13 protein-coding genes are annotated in these 21,441 nt (G+C 51.6%); 1 reads left to right on the top strand and 12 read right to left on the bottom strand.

Going from position 1 to position 21,441, the window contains the following annotated elements; genetic code table 11:
- Positions 1 to 543 precede the first annotated feature (543 nt).
- Both Q0L39_RS04070 and brnQ read right to left on the bottom strand, forming a co-directional pair.
- The gene (locus Q0L39_RS04070) at positions 544 to 1,755 is read right to left on the bottom strand and encodes an ROK family protein (RefSeq protein WP_296627059.1); all 1,212 of its coding nucleotides are present in this window, start codon (positions 1,753 to 1,755) and stop codon (positions 544 to 546) included.
- Positions 1,756 to 2,078: 323 nt separating this feature from the next.
- Positions 2,079 to 3,416: a branched-chain amino acid transport system II carrier protein gene (brnQ, locus tag Q0L39_RS04075; RefSeq protein WP_296627060.1), complete on the bottom strand. Its 1,338-nt coding sequence runs from the start codon at positions 3,414 to 3,416 to the stop codon at positions 2,079 to 2,081.
- Positions 3,417 to 3,966: 550 nt separating this feature from the next.
- On the opposite strand from brnQ, the gene Q0L39_RS04080 reads away from it, so the two are divergent.
- The gene (locus tag Q0L39_RS04080) at positions 3,967 to 5,040 is read left to right on the top strand and encodes a M42 family peptidase (RefSeq protein WP_296627061.1); all 1,074 of its coding nucleotides are present in this window, start codon (positions 3,967 to 3,969) and stop codon (positions 5,038 to 5,040) included.
- 103 nt (positions 5,041 to 5,143) lie between these two features.
- Here Q0L39_RS04080 and Q0L39_RS04085 read toward each other — a convergent pair whose 3' ends face one another.
- The 10 genes from Q0L39_RS04085 to rpoB form a co-directional block, all read right to left on the bottom strand.
- A complete protein-coding gene (locus Q0L39_RS04085; protein WP_296627062.1) occupies positions 5,144 to 6,268 on the bottom strand; it encodes a hypothetical protein in 1,125 nt (374 codons plus the stop codon).
- Positions 6,265 to 7,254, bottom strand: a complete 990-nt coding sequence (locus Q0L39_RS04090) for a DUF1700 domain-containing protein (RefSeq protein ID WP_296627063.1) — start codon at positions 7,252 to 7,254, stop codon at positions 6,265 to 6,267. Before Q0L39_RS04090 ends, Q0L39_RS04085 begins: the two co-directional genes overlap by 4 nt.
- Positions 7,247 to 7,567, bottom strand: coding sequence for a PadR family transcriptional regulator (locus Q0L39_RS04095; protein WP_296627064.1), 321 nt, complete (start codon positions 7,565 to 7,567; stop codon positions 7,247 to 7,249). The genes Q0L39_RS04090 and Q0L39_RS04095 overlap by 8 nt, the downstream gene beginning before the upstream one ends.
- A 185-nt stretch (positions 7,568 to 7,752) precedes the next feature.
- Positions 7,753 to 8,718, bottom strand: a complete 966-nt coding sequence (locus tag Q0L39_RS04100; RefSeq protein ID WP_296627065.1) for a hypothetical protein — start codon at positions 8,716 to 8,718, stop codon at positions 7,753 to 7,755.
- A gap of 298 nt (positions 8,719 to 9,016) precedes the next feature.
- Positions 9,017 to 10,216, bottom strand: coding sequence for an elongation factor Tu (tuf, locus tag Q0L39_RS04105; RefSeq protein ID WP_296627066.1), 1,200 nt, complete (start codon positions 10,214 to 10,216; stop codon positions 9,017 to 9,019).
- 193 nt (positions 10,217 to 10,409) lie between these two features.
- Positions 10,410 to 12,491 carry an elongation factor G gene (gene fusA / locus Q0L39_RS04110; RefSeq protein ID WP_296627067.1) on the bottom strand — a complete coding sequence of 694 codons (2,082 nt, stop codon included), beginning with the start codon at positions 12,489 to 12,491 and terminating at the stop codon, positions 10,410 to 10,412.
- 108 nt (positions 12,492 to 12,599) lie between these two features.
- The gene (gene rpsG / locus Q0L39_RS04115; RefSeq protein ID WP_022116199.1) at positions 12,600 to 13,070 is read right to left on the bottom strand and encodes a 30S ribosomal protein S7; all 471 of its coding nucleotides are present in this window, start codon (positions 13,068 to 13,070) and stop codon (positions 12,600 to 12,602) included.
- A 164-nt stretch (positions 13,071 to 13,234) separates the two neighbouring features.
- Positions 13,235 to 13,651, bottom strand: coding sequence for a 30S ribosomal protein S12 (gene rpsL, locus Q0L39_RS04120; RefSeq protein ID WP_022116200.1), 417 nt, complete (start codon positions 13,649 to 13,651; stop codon positions 13,235 to 13,237).
- A gap of 272 nt (positions 13,652 to 13,923) precedes the next feature.
- Positions 13,924 to 17,526, bottom strand: coding sequence for a DNA-directed RNA polymerase subunit beta' (gene rpoC / locus Q0L39_RS04125; RefSeq protein ID WP_296627068.1), 3,603 nt, complete (start codon positions 17,524 to 17,526; stop codon positions 13,924 to 13,926).
- A 22-nt stretch (positions 17,527 to 17,548) separates the two neighbouring features.
- A complete protein-coding gene (gene rpoB / locus Q0L39_RS04130) occupies positions 17,549 to 21,283 on the bottom strand; it encodes a DNA-directed RNA polymerase subunit beta (RefSeq protein ID WP_296627069.1) in 3,735 nt (1,244 codons plus the stop codon).
- Positions 21,284 to 21,441 lie beyond the last annotated feature (158 nt).

Consider the following 21,441-nt stretch of genomic DNA (forward strand, 5'->3'; position numbering starts at 1 on the left):
CGCACGTCTAGTGCGAGAGGACACAAAAGTATATTTTGTGTCCTCTTTTTTAGTTTCCGGTAAATTCCGTCTAGGAGCTAAACACTTTTCTTTTGGTCTTACCTTTTCTTTTAGCAAAGAAAAGGTAAGGGGCACAGTCCCTTTTCGAGGTAGGCGTGGAGCCACTTCCGCCTTCTACAATACATTGCTTTTGTGAGTGGCTCCCAGAGAATGAACTTCGTCCATTCTCCGAACATGATATAAAGAGGACACAAAATGATGTTTTGTGTCCTCTTTTTTAGTCTCTGGTAAATCCCGCCTAGGAGCTAAACACTTTTCTTTGGGATAACTTGCCTAGGAGACAAACACTTTTCTTTTTTCTGCGCAAAGAAAAGAGGAGAGGAAGGAGAAAATTACCTGTTATGGAAAAACTTTCTTGAGAGATAAACACTTTTCTTTTGGTCGGACAAATATGGAACATATTTTGTCCTCTTTTCTATGCAAAGAAAAGGTAAGAAAAGGGAAGGAGGCTTGACGCCTCCTTTTTTGCTTTGCTCTCTTCACTTATGCTTTTACCTCAAAATTGAGGTTGAGTGCCAGCGTGCCTGCACCGATCAGGTTGCCATCCTTGCCAAAGTGCGAAACTGCCAGCTCCATCTCGTTGTCGTACCGGCTGCGTTTGCTGCGGTATTCGTCCAAGATTGCCTGCTGCAGCTGCGGATAACTTTCGATCATCTTGCCGCACAGCACAATGATGTTGGGCGCGTACAGATTGCGCAGCATCTCGATGGCAAGCACCACATACCGCACCGCGTGCATGATAATGTTGATCGCCCAGGTCTCCTGTCTGCCATAGGCTGCAAACAACGTGTCCAGTGTGCAGTTTGGGTCAAACTTGCGCGCGTCCTGCAACAGCGACAGGTCGGACAGATAGGTCTGCAAACATCCGCGCTGTCCGCATTCGCACAGCATTCCGTTTGGGTCGATACAAACGTGACCGATCTCTCCTGCCATGTTGCCCTTGCCGCGGTAGATCTTGCGGCGGATCACCAGACAGGAGCCCACGCCGGAACCGATGTTCAGCAGCGCCACCCGCTTGAGGTTCTGTCCTGCGCCGAAGGTCGCTTCCGCCTGTCCGCGGGCTTTGACCTCGTTGTCCAGCTGAATGTTCTCGATTCCCAGCCGCTCGCGCAGCATCTTGACAAAGCCCACATCCTGCCACTGCAGCTGCGAAGAAAACCGCACGATGCCGCGCTTGCTGTCCACAATGCCTGGACAGACAACACCCAGCACCTCAAACGGCTCCCGCTGGCCCTGAAGCAGCTTTTCTGCCCGCTGGGAAAGCTCCTCCAGCTGGCTGGCACACAGCTCCACCACTTCCTCCGGCGTCAGCTCCGCCAGATTTTCCCGATGCTCGGTCTGCACCAATATTCTGCCGTGGATGTCCATGATGCCCGCCCGAATCCGGTTGCGGTCCAATTCCAGCGCCGGGCTGAGCATCCTGTCCGGCACAATCTGCAGCATCTTGGGACGGCGGCCTACCATGTGTGCCTGTTCCTTTTCGGTTTCCTGGTCGTTTTCCTCCAGCTCGGTCACCACGCCCATCCCGATGAGCTCGTCTGCAATCCTGCCCACCGACATCGGTGTCAGTCCCGTCAGCTTGGACAGCTGCCGGCGGGAGATGCTTCCGCTGCGGTGGATTTCGTGAAATACCAACTGCCGGTTGGAACGCTTCATGTGCTCTTTATCTATCTTCTTGGTCGCTTCCTTCATCATGAAAACCCCTCACTTTTTTCCTTACAAATCGGTGAAATACGACGGTATTTACGCCCAACCTCATTCTGACCGGCAATTTCGGTTATGAAAAAAGGAGGAAAAGTGTTTTCCTCCTTTTTGACAGGGCTTTTCTGAAAAACCGTCGTTGTTCATTCAGGGTGTGGCTGCAGCAATATCAACAAAACATTTTGTCGTATTGTTCATATTATGATATAATCTTACCACTTTTTCATCAAAGCATCAATATTTTCCTGTGAGAATCTATAGTTCTAACAAATTATTGTGCAAAATTGAATAATTATGTACAGGAACCTTTGGCACAACTATTGTTTGGCCTTTGCGCGCATCTTTTCTCCCAGCTTTCTTCCCAATGGGCTGATGCCGATGACAAAGCCGACGGCAGCCGGCAGCACCCAGCCGATTCCCAGCGAAGCCAGCGGCAGCTGCATCACCCAATCGGTCAGGCCGCCCAGCGCGATACCGGCGGTCTTGCAGCCGTCAAAGATGGAAAATGCCAGCGAAAACAGCATGCTCAGCGCATAAACCTCGGTGCGCCCATGCCAGAAGCGGTCAAAGAAGGACAGCAGCACCAGCACGGTGACCAGCGGATACAGCACGACCAGCAGCGGCAGCACCGTATTGAGCAGGGTATCCAGACCGACGTTGGACACTGCCCAGGTGAACAGACAGACCACGGTGATAATTTTGCGGTAGGAAATATTGGGGAACAGCTTTGCAAAGTAGTTGCCGAACGAGGTAGTCAGTCCGATCGAGGTGGTCAGGCAGGCCAGCACCACAGCAGCACCCAGGATGACATTTCCCCATTTGCCAAACAGCTGATGCACCGCATAGTTTAACAGCACGCCGCCGTTGGAGAAGGCTTCCATGCTGGAGGTCTGCGCACCTACCATGCACAGCGCGCCATACACAAGACACAGCAGCACAACGGAGATGATGCCGACGACGACGGTATAGTGCACCATCTGCTTGTGGTCCTGCACACCCTTTTCACGGAAGATGTCGATGACGATGATGGCAAATACCAGCGCTGCAAAGCCATCCAGCGCAAGATATCCCTGCAGCAGACCTTCGATGAACGGGCCGTTTGCATAGGTGACCGACGACTCCACGATCGGTCCCAAGGGATTTAGCAGCGCACCTACAAAGATGACCGCAATGGACAACAGCAGCAGCGGGCTCATGACCTTGCCGACGATGTCGATGATTTTGGTGGGCTTGAGCGAAAAGAGATAGGTCACCGCAAAAAAGATGGCGGTGTAAATCAACATTGGTACAAAGCGGGAGCTGTCCTCGGGCAGAAACGGAACGGCGCCGATCTCAAACGAAACCGAACCGGTTCTGGGCAGCGCAAACAGCGGACCCAACAGCAGATAGACTGCCGCGGTCAAAAAGACGCCGAGCTTGCGTCCGGCGCGTCCGATCAGGTCATCCATGCTGTTGCCGGCCATAACGACCGCCAGAATGCCCAGCACGGCAAGTCCTGCGTCGGTGATGATGAAGCCCAGCAGCGCCAGCGGCGCCTGGGTACCTGCCTGCTGTCCCAGATTTGGTGGGAAAATCATATTGCCCGCACCAAAAAAGATCGAAAACAGCATGAAGGATGCATAGATCAACTGCTTTGTACTCAATTTCTGATTCATTTTGTCTCACGTCCCTTTCCATAAAATAGCTAGGTATTGTTTTTATTTTAGTATGTTTCTGTCGGTATTGTCAATTATGTTCCAATTTTCCACCCTCAAAAATAGTAAAAATATGCATTCATACAAAAAAGTGCTACTACGGGAAAGTTTCTCTAATTTTTCACAAAAATAAAGTAAATGTTTACTTTTTGACAGTCCCCTTCTTCCCCTGTGCTTTGATGAAAATAAAATATCCGCTCGATTTTTTATGCTTTTTGCCAAGGGATTTCGCCCTGTTTTGCCGGATTTTCGCTGTTTTCCCGCAGATTTTACCGTTATTTTTTATAAATATCAGTTTTATATCTGTCTGTATTTACTATATTTTGCCGAGGTGTTTTGCTGTTTCCCCATGGCAGTTCGGCGCAGGAATTCTTGCATCGGCGGGCGGCTTGTGCTATACTGTCTGTAACAAATAATAAGCGTTTACATTACTTTTTACAAAATGGCGCTTGCAACATTGTTTGATTTCCCATTTGGGAAGAAAATGGATACAAAGGGAGGATCTGTACTTATGAACTCTTTGAATTTGATCGAAGCACTTTCCAATGCGTATGGTGCCTGCGGCTTTGAAGATCAGGTCGTTGACATCGCAAAACAGTTTGTCGAGGAAGAACAGCTGGGCTCTTTCCGCCGCGACTGCAACCTCAACGTCTACATCAATGAGGTCAAGGAAACCGGCAAGAAACCGGTCGTCATGGTGGATGCACACAGCGACGAGGTCAGCTTTATTGTTCAGGCCATCAAGCCAAACGGCACCCTGCACTTTTTGCCTCTGGGCGGCTGGTCCAACTACACCGTACCTGCCCACAAGGTAAAGGTTCAGACCTACGACGGCAAATGGGTTTCCGGTATCGTTGCCAGCACCCCAGTTCATTTCCTGTCCGCTGACAAAAAGAATGCCTGCCCAACCATCGCTGACATGGTCATCGACATCGGTGCAACCTCCAAAGAAGAGGTAGAGAAGGTATTCAACATCCACATCGGCGCACCAATCGTTCCAGATGTCACCTTCGAGTACAACGAACAGACCGGCGTTATGCTGGGCAAGGCTTTTGACAACCGTCTGGGCTGTGCAGCTGTTCTGGACACCATGAAGGATCTGAAAGGTGCTTCGCTGGATGTCGATGTTGTCGGCGTTCTGTCCTCCCAGGAGGAGATCGGCGAGCGCGGCGCATTTGTTACCCGCGACGTTGTCAAACCGGACATCGCTATCTGCTTTGAGGGATGCCCAGCAGACGACACCTTCACTCCGGACTACTTCATTCAGACTGCCATGAAGAAAGGCCCAATGCTGCGCCACTTCGACAAGTCGATGGTCACCAACCCACGCTTCCAGCGCTTCTCTCTGGAACTCGGCCGTGAGCTTGGCATTCCGGTTCAGGAGTCGGTACGTTCCGGCGGCGGCACCAACGGCGGTCCAATCCATCTGTCCAACGGCGGCGTTCCGGTCATCATCATCGGTGTTCCGGTTCGTTACATCCATTCTCACCACGGCTTTGCAGCAATGGTTGACTATGAGAACAGCGTCAAACTGGCAGTGGAGATCATCAAACGCCTCAACGACGAAACCATCAAGTCGTTCTAATCTTTGCAAATCTCACACAATACTGCGATATAAAGAAAAACACCGAGGAAAGAAATTTCCTCGGTGTTTTTCTTTGTGGATGAATCTAAAAAGAGGGGAATTCTTAACTGTTTGGCACCAGCACGGCACTGTCCCAATAGTATCCCTGCTGGGCAAGTGCACCTTTGTCCAGTGCAATTTCATTGTTGAGACTGCGCATCGAGTCCTCATACGACTGCACAATGCTGTTGTACTGCTCCTGGTCGATGAAGCCTTCGTTGTAGTCCCGCTCGGCATCCAGAACCTGTGCATCCATCTGGTTGTATTCGTTGATGAGCGCACCCAGCTGTCGGATCGGGTCCTCCAACTCGGGACGGTCGCCCTGTATCACCTGCTGCACCCGCACCTCGGTGGTGCCTTCATTGAGCGTCTGGATGCTCTGGGTGTAGTCGTTCATGTTGATTTTCCAGTTCTTGAACATCTGGCGCAGGTCGCTAAACTCCATCTCCATCTGAAGGATGTCCGATGGGGAAATATTCTCCTTCTCCTCGATGGTCACCTCTCCGTTGTCCGTTGGAGAAATGACGGTGACCTCCGGCTGCAACATCAGCTCCTCCTGCAGCCGATCGTTTTCGCTCTGCAGGTCCTCCAGCTGCCAGGTCAGCTGCTGGATTTCGCTCTGTGCTTCCTCATATTTCTGCCGCCAGCTCTCATTTTCGCTGGGCAGATAACCGTAGTTGCGGATCAGCTCCACATTTGCAAATTTGACGCCGCCATCGACGCCCAGATAGACGCCGTCTCCTTCGTCGCTGACCAGGCTGACCGTCTCGGGCACCTCCAGAATCAGCGAGGACTGGGAGGACATGCCCTCGTAAACCAGCTGCATCAGCATCTCACGGCTGAGCAGCGGCTGTTTATCCTGTTTGGTGATGATGATTTGGGCAGTATCGCCCTCGGTAGTCACCTCCACCGCATATTCGGTCAGTGGGTCTTGGAGGTAATGCAGGCGGATGATGCCGTCCGAGGAATTTCTGACCTCGACAAACTGCATCCCGCTTTGCTGACAGATGAGCTCAAGCTGGGTGATTCCGGCGGAAAGCTCCTTCACCTGATATTCCTGCTGGGTTCCCTCGGTCACTGCCCGATTATACAGTCCGACCATCTCCTGACCTGCCTTTGGCAGCGAAACGACCAAACCTCCGACGCCGACTAGCAGACAGCCGGCAGCTGCAAGCAATGCTTTTCTCATCTCTGCTCCTCCTCTCTCTCTGCCGGTTCAGTGGGAACCGGCGTTGTCTGCGGCAGCGCCATCAGCTCCGGCTGTGATGCCGTCTGCTCCGGCTGTGATGCCGTCTGCTCCGCCTGTGTTTCTTGTGCAGCAGGTTCCCGTGGAGTCACCAGCCAGCTTTCTACCTTATGCAGCAGACGCTTCCACAAGCCCTTGGTCTTGCGGTAAGCGCGGGCGGTCCACAGCTTCCAGCGCTTGAGCAAAAACCACACCAGCATCGCTGCCAGCACATCCAGTCCGATACCTGCAAGGCTGCCAAACAGCATCGAAGCTCCTGCCCAGGTACCCAGACCCCAGCCGACGACGCCCGACAGAATGATCATGGCAAGCAGACCCAGTGCCAGAGCCACCGCACCGGCCAGTCCCACCAGCAGTACTGCCAGCACAAAGGCGCTCAAACTGATCCATACTGCCGACAGGCAGCTCAGCGCCGTCATCAGCACCACCGAGGACAGCGCACAGAACCACCACTGGCACAGATGGCCCATCGAGCAGGAAAAGCGTTTCCACAGCTTCTGTAAGGCGTTGTGCGGCTTTTTTGTCTTTTGCTTTGGTTCTTTCTCAGGTTTTGGCTGCGGCGCTTCTTCAGGCTGCTCTGGCGGTGCAGCTTCGGCATCCGATTTTTCGGCTTTGCCGCGGTCCCATTCCAAAAAGCGATTTTCCAGGTCCTTAAAAGTTTCCTTTGCTGCTTCCCATGGATTTTTCTTTTCACCGCTGCGCGGTGGAATATAGTGCTCTGCACCCTGTTCGGCGCTCTCCTCGATCAGCTGCTGTGCCACCAGCTCAGGGTCGCCCAGCTTGGCTGCAATCTCCACATCCTGTTTGCTCTGGCGGCGGCCTTCCTCAAAGTATTCGGCGTAATCGCGCATGATGTCCTCGATCTCTTCCCGCGACAGCTTGTGCTTGAGACACGCTTCCAGCTTTTCCAGATATTCCTGCTTATTCAACTACCTCACCTCTCAAAATATCGTTGACCATCTTTGAAAAATCCTGCCAGTCATCCTTGAGCGAACCCAGATATCCCCTGCCCTTTTCGGTCATGTGGTAATATTTGCGGGCGGGTCCGACGGTGCTCTCCTTGAGGTAGGTCACAAAATATTCCTCCTGGGTCAGCCGCCGAAGAATCGGATAGACCGTTCCCTCGTTGATCTCGGTGTAGCAGGCAATGCTCTGTACAATTTCGTAGCCGTACATATCCTTGCGTTCGATGAGCGCAAGGATACACATTTCGATGATTCCTTTGCGAAACTGTGTATTCATTCCCTTCCCTCCCATGGCTAAATTATAGCACAGTACCTTGCACTACACAATACCTAGCTAACTTTAATACTATACAAATCTGAATAGCAGTTTTTATGATTTTTTGTCAAATGTCGGTTCAAGGGCACAAAAAAACTCCTGCGACAAATCTGTCGCAGGAGTTTTCAACTGTCGATGGTTAAAAGTTACATTGCCTCGGTCATCAGCACTGGAGAAACGATATAGTATCCCAGCTTATCGGAGGTGAAGCAGACCAGGCTGTTTTCCTCATCATATTCGGACTGGATACGCTTGAGGCTGCCGTCGACCACCTCATAGACATAGCTATCACCCTTCTGAGCTGGCAGGCAGACGCGGCCAGGCTCCTCAAAGGTATCCTCATCGCCCATAAAGTTGTAGCACTGGATATCGAAGGATTTATAGCGGTTGGCAATCTCACTGTCAAAGCTGCGGTCGAGGTTGAGATAGATCGTCTGACCCTCCGGCAGCACCGCGTTTTTGAAGATGACGTTGTTTCCAAAGGAGAGGGTGACCGCTTCGCCGTTGTACAGATCACCCGCTTTGAGGTTCATCGGGGAGGAGATCTCATTGACCACACCTGGAACAATCTCCTTGGTCACATTGCCAAAGCGGAACGGAATAGTCAGCACCGAGCGGCAGTCGTTCTGGTCGTCGCACAGAGTGATCGAGGACACACAGGAGATGACCTCGGACTGTGGCAGCGACGCTGCAAAGTCGATGGCGACGGTCAGTGTACCGGTTTCGGTCGCCCAGCGGACGTTGGAAATCGCCTTACTGTCGATACCATAGGTATAAAACGACCAGTTGGACGGGCGGGATTTCTGCGCATAGGCCTTGCCTGTCTGGGTATTTATCAACGGCAGATAGAGGGTATCATCAGGATAGAAGAAGTATTCCTCCTGTGCTTCGATCGTCTGCTGCTGTGGAATGGACAGTGCTCGCGCCGTCTGAGCGGTATGTTTGAGCACTGCACCCTGCAGCCGGAGTTCGTAGGTATTTTCCAGCATCGAAATCGGTGCTGCCGTTGTAATCATCATATTCAGTGGGATCTGCGCATAGGAAACGGCACTCATTCCCACCACCAGCATCGCTGCTACACCAAGCATCGTCATCTTTTTCACTAATTTCATTCCGTGCCGCCTCCTTTCCTGATATCATTCTATTCATCTGCGCCGGAATAAATTCAAAGATTATTTGCTTTCTTCTTCCCAGTATACACTATTGATTACAATTTTACAAGCAATAATTTCAATTTCTGTAATCTGGTTGTCATTTTTGTTTCTTTTCCGTACCATTTTTGTAAATATCTCCGAATAAGATTTCCAAAAGTTTACAAGTATCACAGAATACTGTGGAGGCAAAAAAAGAGGCACAGCCCAAAGGCTGTACCTCTTTGTGTTAGGTTACTCTCGAAAGAATAAGCCGAAATTATTCAACGATCTTGGTAACAACGCCGGAACCTACGGTTCTCCCACCCTCACGGATAGCGAAACGCAGACCTTCTTCGATAGCGATTGGAGTGATCAGCTCAACGTCCATCTCAACGTTATCGCCAGGCATGCACATCTCAACGCCTTCTGGCAGTTTGATGATACCGGTTACGTCGGTAGTTCTGAAGAAGAACTGTGGTCTGTAGTTGTTGAAGAATGGGGTATGACGGCCACCTTCATCTTTTTTCAGAACGTAAACCTGACCATGGAATCTGGTGTGTGGATGGATGGAACCTGGTTTGCACAGAACCTGACCACGTTTGATGTCAGTTCTCTGAACACCACGGAGCAGAGCACCGATGTTGTCGCCAGCCTCAGCGTAGTCGAGCAGTTTTCTGAACATCTCGATACCGGTAACAACGGTCTTCATCTTTTCTTCCTGCAGACCAACGATTTCAACCTCGTCAGACAGTTTCAGAACGCCTCTCTCAACTCTACCAGTAGCAACGGTACCACGGCCGGTGATGGTGAAGATATCCTCAACAGGCATCAGGAATGGCATGTCTTCGTTTCTTTCTGGGGTTGGGATGTATTCGTCAACAGCATCCATCAGTTTGTAGATTGGCTCGTAAGCTGGATCGGAAGGATCGTCTGGTGCTTCCAGAGCTTTCAGAGCGGAACCGCAAACGATTGGAGTGTCATCGCCTGGGAATTCGTACTCGTTGAGCAGGTCACGGATTTCCATCTCTACCAGTTCGAGCAGTTCTGGGTCGTCAACCTGGTCAGCTTTGTTCATGAATACTACGATGTAAGGAACGCCTACCTGACGGGAGAGCAGGATGTGCTCACGGGTCTGTGGCATTGGGCCGTCTGCAGCGGATACAACCAGGATAGCGCCGTCCATCTGAGCAGCACCAGTGATCATGTTCTTAACGTAGTCAGCATGTCCTGGGCAGTCAACGTGAGCATAGTGTCTCTTGTCGGTCTCGTACTCAACGTGAGCGGTGTTGATTGTGATACCACGCTCTCTCTCTTCTGGAGCTTTATCGATGTTAGCGTAGTCTTCGAATTTAGCCTGGCCTTTGAGGGACAGAGCTTTGGTGATAGCAGCGGTCAGAGTGGTTTTACCGTGGTCAACGTGACCGATAGTACCAATGTTAACATGTGGCTTAGTTCTTTCGAATTTAGCTTTTGCCATTGTGGTTTCCTCCCTTTTAAACACGGGGCGCTTCCGGCGTTTGCCGGAAGGGCTTCCCGTAGTCATATTTGTATATGTTACAATTCGTATTGTAACAATTTATGGTTTAAAAATCAAGAGCAATCCTATAAAAAAGCAGAATTATCCCCTGAAAAAGTGCATAAATGCACTATTTTAGGTCCGGTCGGACCAATTACTCACCTTTTGTTCTGGAAGAGATGATCTTGTCAGCAATGCTCTTTGGAACTTCTACATAGTGAGAAGGCTCCATGGTGTACTGACCACGACCCTGTGTCTTGGAACGCAGGTCGGTTGCATAACCGAACATCTCGGACAGTGGAACAAATGCGTTGACCTGCTGTACACCGTGTCTAGCATCCATACCCTGGATCTGGCCACGACGGGAGTTCAGGTCACCGATAACATCACCCAGATAATCGTCTGGAGTGATAACGGTTACTTTCATGATAGGCTCGAGCAGTACCGGATCGCCCTTTCTCATAGCCTCTTTGAACGCCATAGAACCAGCGATCTTGAATGCCATTTCGGAGGAGTCTACCTCGTGGAAAGAACCATCGTACAGCTCAACCTTAACGTCAACAACCGGATATGCTGCCAGGATACCAGCCTGCATAGCGCCCTGGATACCTGCGTCAACAGCAGGGATGTATTCCTTCGGAATTGCACCACCAACAACGTTGTTGACAAACTCGTAGCCCTTGCCGGACTCGTTCGGGGTAACTTTGATCTTAACGTGACCGTACTGACCTTTACCACCGGACTGACGAGCGTATTTCATATCGACATCAGCAGGTTTTCTCATGGTCTCTTTGTAAGCTACCTGAGGTTTACCTACGTTAGCCTCTACCTTGAACTCACGCAGCAGACGGTCAACGATGATCTCCAGATGGAGCTCACCCATACCAGCGATGATGGTCTGACCGGTTTCTTCGTCTGTGTAAGTCTTGAAGGTTGGGTCTTCCTCTGCCAGTTTAGCCAGAGCAATACCCATCTTTTCCTGACCAGCTTTGGTCTTTGGCTCGATTGCTACACGGATAACTGGATCTGGGAATTCCATAGACTCGAGGATGATCGGGTATTTTGGATCACAGAGAGTATCACCGGTAGTAACCTTCTTGATACCTACTGCAGCAGCGATATCACCTGCGTAGCAAGCTTCGATATCTTTTCTGTGGTTAGCATGCATCTGCAGAATACGGCCCATTCTTTCGGTGTGGCCTTTGGTTGCGTTGAGGACGGTGTCGCCGGTGTTGACGATACCGGAGTATACGCGGAAGAAGCAGAGCTTACCTACATATGGGTCAGTTGCAATCTTGAATGCAAGTGCTGCAAATGGAGCGTCATCGGAAGATGGTCTGTCCTCTTCCTCTTCGCTGTCCAGGCTGACACCTTTGATGTCTGGTACATCGGTTGGAGCCGGCATGTAGTCAACGATTGCATCCAGAAGTTTCTGAACGCCCTTGTTCTTATAAGAAGTACCGCAGCAGATTGGAACCATACGGTTAGCCAGAGTGTCAACACGGATTGCGTGTTTGATCTCTTCGATGGTCAGTTCCTCACCGTTGAGGTATTTTTCCATCAGTTCCTCGTCCTGTTCACAGATGGACTCGATCATCTTGGTACGATATTCCTCAGCCTGATCCTTCATGTTATCCGGGATCTCTACAACAGAGATGTCCTTGCCCAGGTCATCGTTGTAGATATAAGCTTTCATCTCTACCAGGTCGATCAGGCCTTCGAAGAAAGCCTCAGAACCGATTGGCAGCTGAATCGGAACAGCGTTACATTTCAGACGGTCATGGATCATGCTCAGAACATTATAGAAGTCTGCGCCCATGATATCCATCTTGTTTACATAGATCATTCTTGGAACGTGGTATTTATCAGCCTGGCGCCATACAGTCTCAGACTGTGGCTCAACGCCGCCCTTTGCACACATTACTGTTACAGAACCGTCGAGGACGCGCAGGGAACGCTCTACCTCTACTGTAAAGTCAACGTGTCCGGGAGTATCGATGATGTTGATACGATGGCCTTTCCAGTAACAGGTGGTTGCAGCGGAAGTAATTGTAATACCTCTCTCCTGCTCCTGCACCATCCAGTCCATGGTTGCGCTTCCGTCGTGAGTCTCACCGATCTTGTGGTTGATACCGGTGTAGTACAGAATACGCTCGGTGGTGGTGGTTTTACCAGCATCGATGTGCGCCATTATGCCGATGTTACGAGTCATAGCTAATGCAACGTCTCTTGGCATATTGTCCTCCTTCGCAATCTTGTCAATATATTCGGGTAGTAAAAAACCAGAATCAGTACAGGATACAGCGCCCGTTGTGCGGGCGCTGTGCTCCCGAAACTGTCCTGATTAGAATCTGTAATGTGCGAAAGCTTTGTTTGCTTCAGCCATCTTGTGAGTATCCTCACGTTTTTTAACTGCACCGCCGGTACCATTGATTGCATCAATGATCTCGCCAGCCAGACGCTCTTTCATGGTTTTCTCAGAACGAGCTCTGGAGTAGTTGGTCAGCCAACGCAGACCCAGGGTCTGTCTTCTTGCCGGACGAACTTCCATTGGTACCTGGTAGGTAGCACCACCGATACGGCGAGCTTTTACCTCCAGAACTGGCATGATGTTTTCCAGAGCTTCTTTGAAAGCTTCCAGAGCATCTTTGCCTGTCTTCTCGTTTACGATTTCGAATGCACCATAGACGATCTTCTGGGCAACACCCTTCTTACCGTCGTACATGATATTGTTGATCAAACGTGTTACCAGTTTCGAGTTGTACATCGGATCTGGCAGTACATCACGTTTAGCGATTTGACCTCTTCTTGGCACTTCGCTTCCCTCCTTCACAGTCTGAATTCATAGGTACTCGAAAGTGACAAAACTCCCGTTTAGCCATTGTGAAGTCTTCTATGCCGCCAAGCACAGGTGCTCCCTGTTTTTGGCTATATAAAAGCTCACATGAGCGATTGTTGTCGATTTAAGACGGAGTTTTATTACTTCTTCTTTGGACGTTTTGCACCGTATTTGGAACGGCTCTGCATTCTGTTGGCTACACCCTGAGTATCGAGTGTACCGCGGATGATGTGGTAACGAACACCAGGGAGGTCCTTTACACGGCCGCCACGGATCAGAACAACGGAGTGTTCCTGAAGGTTGTGACCGATACCCGGAATGTAAGCGGTAGCTTCGATTCCGTTGGAAAGTCTTACTCTGGCAACTTTACGCAGCGCGGAGTTTGGTTTCTTTGGTGTCTGGGTTCTGATTGCAGTACATACACCACGTTTCTGTGGAGAATTCTGGTCGATTGCTTCTCTCTTCAGGGAGTTCCATCCTTTCAGAAGAGCTGGAGCTGTGGACTTTTTCTCTACAGACTCTCTGCCTTTACGAACTAACTGGTTAAAGGTTGGCATATTGCACCTCCTTGCTAAAGTTTATAAAATTTTTCCATGTGAGGTCAGGCCCCACAATTAAATATTCTATCATTCAATGTCCATTATGTCAACAAATTTTCATTCGACGTTTATACCAATTTTCCGCCTTCTAACGCCCTTTTCCTTATACAATCCGAAACATTTCGCCTGCCAGTATGCCCTTTTGCCGCCGCCTTATACATCAGCAATGCGTTTTTTTAAAAAAGAGGACCGGAAAATCCGGTCCTCTTTAACATCAATATGCGATTTGCTTACAGTGCAGCAGGAGCATCGTCCTGTGCAGCTTCTACGATAACGTCGCTTCCTGGAACGGTTTCGGCAGCCTCCTGGATGGAACTTTCTGCCTCTTCCTCGGTTTCGATATACTCGATGATGCCGGTACCTGCCGGAATCAGCTTACCGATGATGACGTTTTCTTTCAGACCGCTGAGCGGGTCAACCTTGCCCTTGATAGCAGCTTCGGTCAGAACACGGGTGGTCTCCTGGAAGGAAGCAGCCGACATGAACGAATCGGTTGCCAGCGAAGCCTTGGTGATACCCATCAGTACAGCGTGAGCAACCGCCGGTTTGCGGTGGATGCCGTCCTGTGCCTCGAGTGCCAGCAGCTCCTCGTTTGCCTCACGCAGCTCGGATTTGTCGATCAGCGAGCCGGTGATCAGGCGGGTATCGCCGCCGTCGTCGATGCGAACCTTGCGCATCATCTGACGAACGATAACCTCGATGTGCTTGTCGTTGATATCTACACCCTGTGTACGGTAAACGCGCTGTACCTCTTTGATGAGGTAGTCCTGTACTGCCAGCTCGCCGCTGACTGCCAGAACCTCGCCTGGTTCTACCGAACCTTCGGTGATCAGCTGGCCTTTTTCGACGTACTGACCTTCTTCAACGATGATCTTGTAGTCGAACGGTACGATCTTGGTGAATACCTCGCCGTCTGCGCTGGTGACGTTGACGGTGTTGGCTCCCTTGTGATCCAGACGGAAGTTTGCGATACCGGAAACATGGCTGATGATCGCAGCATTCTTTGGTTTTCTTGCCTCGAACAGCTCCTCAACCCTTGGAAGACCCTGGGTAATATCGCTTGCCGAAGCAACACCGCCGGTGTGGAAGGTACGCATGGTCAGCTGGGTACCAGGCTCACCGATCGACTGTGCCGAGATAACGCCGACTGCCTCACCGATGCCAACCGGCTGGCCGTTTGCAAGGTTTGCGCCGTAGCATTTTGCACAGACGCCCTTCTTAGCCTGACAGTTGAGGATGGAGCGGATCTTGACCTGAGTGATGCCTGCGTCGACGATCTTCTGTGCGGTCTTTTCGTCGATCATCTTCTCGCGGGTTGCCAGCACTTCGCCGGTCTGCGGATGAACGACGTCGTCAGACAGGTAGCGTCCGGTCAGACGCTCTGCCAGACTTTCGATGACACGGCCGCTGTCCTCGATGTCATAAACCATGATGCCTTCGTGAGTGCCGCAGTCGTCGCAGCGGATGATAACATCCTGCGATACGTCAACCAGACGACGGGTCAGGTAACCGGAGTCCGCAGTACGCAGCGCGGTATCTGCCAGACCTTTACGAGCGCCTCGGGAGGACTGGAAGTACTCCAAGATGTTCAGGCCTTCACGGTAGTTAGATTTAATTGGAATTTCGATCGCTTTACCGGAGGTGTTTGCGATCAGTCCGCGCATACCGGCCAGCTGTCTGATCTGCTCCATGGAGCCTCGAGCACCGGAATCTGCGAACATATAAATTGGGTTTCTCTCACCAAAGGTGGTGCTCAGTTCCTTCTTAACCGCATCGGTGGTATCGTTCCATACCTTGATGACACGGTCGTAACGAACGTCGTCCGAGATCAGACCACGGTCGTACTGACGTTTGATCTGTGCAACCTTTTCGTCTGCCTGTGCGATCAGCTCCTGTTTGTTTGCAGGAATCAGCGCGTCGCGAACTGCGACGGTCAGGCCGCTCCTGGTGGAATATTTAAAGCCCTGGTTTTTGATCTTGTCCAGAACCTCGGAGGTCTTGACGGTACCGCAGGCGCGGATACATTTATCAATGATCTTTCCGAGCTCTTTCTTTCTGACGAGGAAGGCAACCTCCAGGTCAAACTGCTTCTCGGAATCGGTTCTGTCGACAAAGCCCAGATCCTGTGGAATCGGGTCGTTGAAGATGATACGGCCGACGGTCGCATCGATGATGCGGCTGATGGTCTTGCCGTTGATCTCCTTGGATACGCGGACCTTGATCGGAGCATGCAGGCCGACAACGCCGGTGTCGTAAGCCATCTTTGCCTCGTCAAAGTTGCGGAATACCTTGCCTGCACCTGGCTCGTCGTCGCGGACCATGGTCAGGTAGTAGGAACCGAGGATCATATCCTGTGTCGGGATGGTAACAGGACGGCCGTCGGAAGGTTTGAGCAGGTTTCCTGCTGCCAGCATCAGGAAGCGGGCCTCTGCCTGTGCCTCTGCGGACAGTGGGAGGTGGATCGCCATCTGGTCGCCGTCGAAGTCGGCGTTAAATGCGGTACATACCAGTGGATGCAGGCGGATTGCACGGCCTTCGACCAGGATTGGTTCGAATGCCTGAATACCCAGACGGTGCAGGGTAGGCGCACGGTTTAAGAGAACCGGATGGTTCTTGATGACAACTTCCAGTGCGTCCCAAACTTCCTTCATGGAAGCGCGGTCAACCATCTTGCGGGCATTCTTGATGTTGGTGGCGATCTCCTGGTCAACCAGACGTTTCATAACGAATGGTTTAAACAGCTCGAGCGCCATCTCTTTTGGCAGACCGCACTGATACATCTTCAGGTCCGGTCCAACAACGATTACCGAACGTCCGGAGTAGTCAACACGTTTACCAAGCAGGTTCTGACGGAAACGACCCTGTTTACCTTTGAGCATGTCGGACAGGGATTTGAGCGGACGGTTGTTCGGGCCGGTGACCGGTCTGCCGTGGCGTCCGTTGTCGATGAGGGCATCGACCGATTCCTGCAGCATTCTCTTTTCGTTGCGGACGATGATGTCCGGTGCGCCCAGCTCGATGAGCTTTTTCAGACGGTTGTTGCGGTTGATGACTCTGCGGTACAGGTCATTTAAGTCGCTGGTAGCAAAACGTCCGCCGTCGAGCTGTACCATTGGACGGATATCCGGTGGGATGACCGGAACAACGTCCATAATCATCCAGGACGGCTTGTTGCCGCTCAGACGGAACGCCTCAACAACTTCCAGACGCTTTAAGATTCTTGCGCGCTTCTGGCCGACAGGAAGGGTTTCCAGCTCGTCCTTGAGCTCGCGGGAGAGCTGTTCGAGGTCGATGTCCTCGAGCAGCTTTTTGATTGCCTCCGCGCCCATCGAAGCCTCAAACTCGTCCTCGTAAGCCTCGCGCATATCGCGGTATTCCTTCTCGGAAAGAAGGGTGTATTTTTTCAGGTTGGTGGTACCTGGATCGGTAACGATGTAGGATGCAAAGTACAGTACCTTTTCCAGCAGTCTTGGCGACATGTTCAAAAGCAGACCCATACGGGAGGAAGTGCCCTTGAAGTACCAGATATGAGAAACCGGAGCTGCCAGTTCGATGTGACCCATTCTTTCGCGGCGGACCTTGGACTTTGTGACCTCAACGCCGCAGCGTTCACAGATCTTGCCCTTGTAGCGCAGGCGTTTGTACTTGCCGCAGTAGCACTCCCAGTCCTTTGTAGGACCAAAGATTCGCTCACAGAACAGACCATCACGTTCTGGTTTCAGGGTGCGGTAGTTGATGGTTTCCGGTTTTTTTACCTCACCGTAGGACCATTCCCTGATTTTTTCCGGAGAAGCCAAGCCGATTTTAATAGACTCGAATACATTAAATTCCATTTACGACCCCTTCTTCCTTAAATTACATATTATCATCACTGTCATCAATGCCAAAATCGGAGAACTCATCCAGCAGGCTGCCAAAGTCGTCGTCCTCCGGCAGGTCAGGATGCTCCACTGCAAAGCTGTCCTCAAACTCGGAATCGACTGCCACATTCTCGCTTTCAAAGGTGGTGCCGTCGTCCTCCTGGTAATGCTCATTGCCGTTAAAGCCCATGTCATCATCCAGATCCTGTTTGAGGTCGATCTCCTCGTTGTTCTTATCCAATACCTTAACATCCAGCGACAGCGACTGAAGCTCTTTGATGAGTACCTTGAAGGATTCCGGGATGCCTGGTTTCGGAACGTTTTTGCCCTTGACGATTGCCTCGAAGGTTTTAACACGTCCGATGACATCGTCCGATTTTACAGTCAAGATTTCCTGCAGGGTGTAAGCAGCGCCGTAAGCCTCCAGCGCCCAAACCTCCATCTCACCGAAACGCTGACCACCAAACTGCGCTTTACCGCCCAGAGGCTGCTGGGTAACCAGCGAGTACGGACCGGTGGAACGGGCATGGATCTTATCGTCTACCAGGTGATGCAGCTTGAGGTAGTACATATAGCCGACGGTGACCGGATTGTCGAACGGCTCACCGGTACGTCCGTCATAGACGGTGGTCTTGCCGTCGCCGCGCAGTCCTGCCAGCTCCAGACACTCTTTGATGTCGTTTTCGTTTGCACCGTCAAAGACCGGTGTCATGATCTTCCAGTTAAGCTCTGCGGCTGCACGTCCCAGATGGACCTCCAGCACCTGACCGATGTTCATACGCGAAGGTACGCCCAGAGGGTTGAGCACGATGTCCAGCGGACGACCGTCTGCCAGGAACGGCATATCCTCCTGCGGCAGGATTCTGGAAACAACACCCTTGTTTCCGTGGCGTCCCGCCATCTTGTCGCCGACAGAAATCTTACGTTTCTGAGCGATGTAGCAGCGAACCACCATATTAACACCAGGCGAAAGCTCGTCGGAGTTTTCTCTTGTAAATACTTTTACGTCAACGATGATACCATATTCACCGTGTGGAACACGCAGGGAGGTATCACGGACTTCTCTTGCTTTTTCACCGAAGATGGCGCGCAGCAGTCTTTCCTCGGCGTTGAGCTCGGTTTCACCCTTTGGTGTAACCTTACCAACGAGGATATCGCCGGAGTGAACCTCAGCACCGATGCGGATGATACCGCGGTCGTCCAGCTCTTTGAGGGCATCCTCGCCGACGTTTGGAATGTCGCGGGTGATCTCTTCCGGTCCGAGCTTGGTGTCACGCGCTTCGATCTCGTGCTCCTCGATGTGGATGGAGGTGTAGACGTCGTCGCGGACCATGCGTTCGTTCAGAAGAACCGCGTCCTCGTAGTTGTAGCCTTCCCAGGTCATAAAGCCGATCAGCGCGTTTTTACCCAGCGAGATCTCGCCGTTGCTGGTCGCAGGACCATCTGCCAGTACCTGACCGACGCTGACGCGTTCGCCGGCGCTGACGATTGGACGCTGATTGAAGCAGGTGCCCTGGTTGGAGCGCAGGAATTTGATGACATGGAAGTTTTTGAGCTCGCCGTCGTCGGTGCGGACCACGATCTTGGTTGCATCGACGCGCTCAACGACGCCGTTGACGTCGGAAACGACGCAGACGCCCGAGTCTACTGCTGCCTTGTACTCCATACCGGTACCGACGATTGGGTTCTCGGTCTTCAGAAGCGGCACTGCCTGACGCTGCATGTTCGCACCCATCAGAGCTCGGTTGGTATCGTCGTTTTCAAGGAATGGGATCATCGCTGTTGCAACAGAAACTACCATCTTTGGCGATACATCCATGTAGTCAACCTGTTCGCGCTCAACGATCTTAACCATGTCGCGGTGACGAACCGAAACCATCTTGTTTGCAAAGGTGTTTTCCTCGGTCAGCGGTTCGTTTGCCTGTGCGACGATGAATTCATCCTCGCGGTCGGCAGTCATATATTCTACCTCATCGAGCACCTTGCCGGTTTCCTTGTCTACACGGCGGTACGGAGCCTCGATGAAGCCGTATTTGTTGATTCTTGCAAAGGTAGCCAGGTAGGAGATCAGACCGATGTTAGGACCTTCTGGGGTCTCTACCGGACACATTCTTCCGTAGTGGCTGTAGTGTACGTCTCGAACCTCGAAACCTGCACGGTCACGGGACAGACCGCCAGGACCCAGCGCAGACAGACGTCTCTTGTGGGTCAGCTCAGCCAGAGGGTTGTTCTGGTCCATGAACTGGGACAGCGGCGAGGAACCGAAGAATTCCTTGATCGACGCAACCACCGGACGGATGTTGATCAGCGCCTGTGGAGTGATGGTCTCCATATCCTGTGCCTGGGTGGTCATTCTCTCACGGATGACACGCTCCATACGGGAGAAGCCGATGCGGAACTGGTTCTGCAGCAGCTCGCCGACCGAACGGATTCTTCTGTTGCCCAGATGGTCGATGTCATCGGTGGTGCCGATGCCGTTGCCCAGACAGCAGACGTAGTTGATGGTGGCAAAGATGTCATCCTTGATGATGTGCTTTGGAATCAGGTCGTCAGCTCTGTCGACGATCATCTGACGCAGCTCCTCATCGGAGTTGCAGCTGTCCAGAATCTCGCACAGTACCGAGAAGCGAACCTTCTCGTTGACGCCGATCTCTTCCAGCTCCTCCTCGGTGTAGCAGGAGGTGTAGTCCAGCAGGTTTACCATGCCGTTGGAGATAACCTTGACGATGCGGTCCGGTGTTTTGAGGTAGACGGTGTCTACACCGGCGCGCTCGATCTCCTCGGCTTTTGCACGGGTCAGAACCTCGTCCGGCTCTGCCAGTACCTCGCCGGTACGGCTGTTGATGATCGGCTCAGCGACAACGTGGCCGTTGATACGGGAAGCGATTCCCAGCTTTTTGTTGTATTTATAGCGTCCAACTCTGGACAGGTCATATCTTCTTGCATCGAAGAACAGTGCATTGATGTGCGACTGTGCGCTGTCCACTGTTGGCGGTTCGCCTGGACGCAGCTTTCTGTACACTTCCAGCAGCGCCTCTTCGGTGTTGTTGGTGCTGTCCTTTTCGATGGTGGCCACGATGCGCGGGTCATCGCCGAAGAAGTCCAGAATCTGTGCGTCGCTTGCAAGTCCCAGCGAACGGATAAAGGTGGTGACAGGCAGCTTTCTGTTTTTATCAATGCGGACGTAGAACACATCGTTGGAGTCGGTTTCATACTCAAGCCATGCGCCGCGGTTTGGAATGACGGTGGTCGAATACAGCTGTTTGCCTGCCTTGTCGCGGGAAACGCCGTAGTAGACGCCTGGCGAACGAACCAGCTGGGAGACGATAACTCGCTCTGCGCCGTTGATGATAAAGGTTCCGCTTGGGGTCATCACAGGGAAATCGCCCATGAAGATGTCCTGTTCCTTAACCTCACCGGTCTCCTTGTTCAGAAGGCTTGCGCGCACTCTCAGCGGAGCTGCATAGGTTGCGTCGCGCTCTTTGCACTCCTCGATTGTATATTTGGGAGTTTCGTCAAGACGGTAGTCGATAAAGTCAAGTACCAGATTGCCCTGATAATCCGAGATTTCGGACATATCTTTAAATACTTCCTTTAATCCCTCCTCAAGAAACCATTTGTAGGAGTTTTTCTGCACTTCAATCAGGTTTGGCATTTCCAAAACCTCATTAATCCGAGAAAAGCTCATTCGAACATTTTTACCCAGATGTACCGGCTTCACATTCACCATAGGCTTATCCACTCCAATCCGCATATTTTGATAATTGTACAATCTGTACAACTATTGTCCGTTTATATCCGATATTTTGCAGGAGAGGTATTGAATTCTCCTGGCATCTGTGCTACAATAAACTAGGCAAAGTTCATAAGTAGCCATTTTGATACATT

The organism is uncultured Negativibacillus sp. (genome assembly GCF_944388365.1).
Lineage (GTDB): Bacteria > Bacillota > Clostridia > Oscillospirales > Ruminococcaceae > Negativibacillus.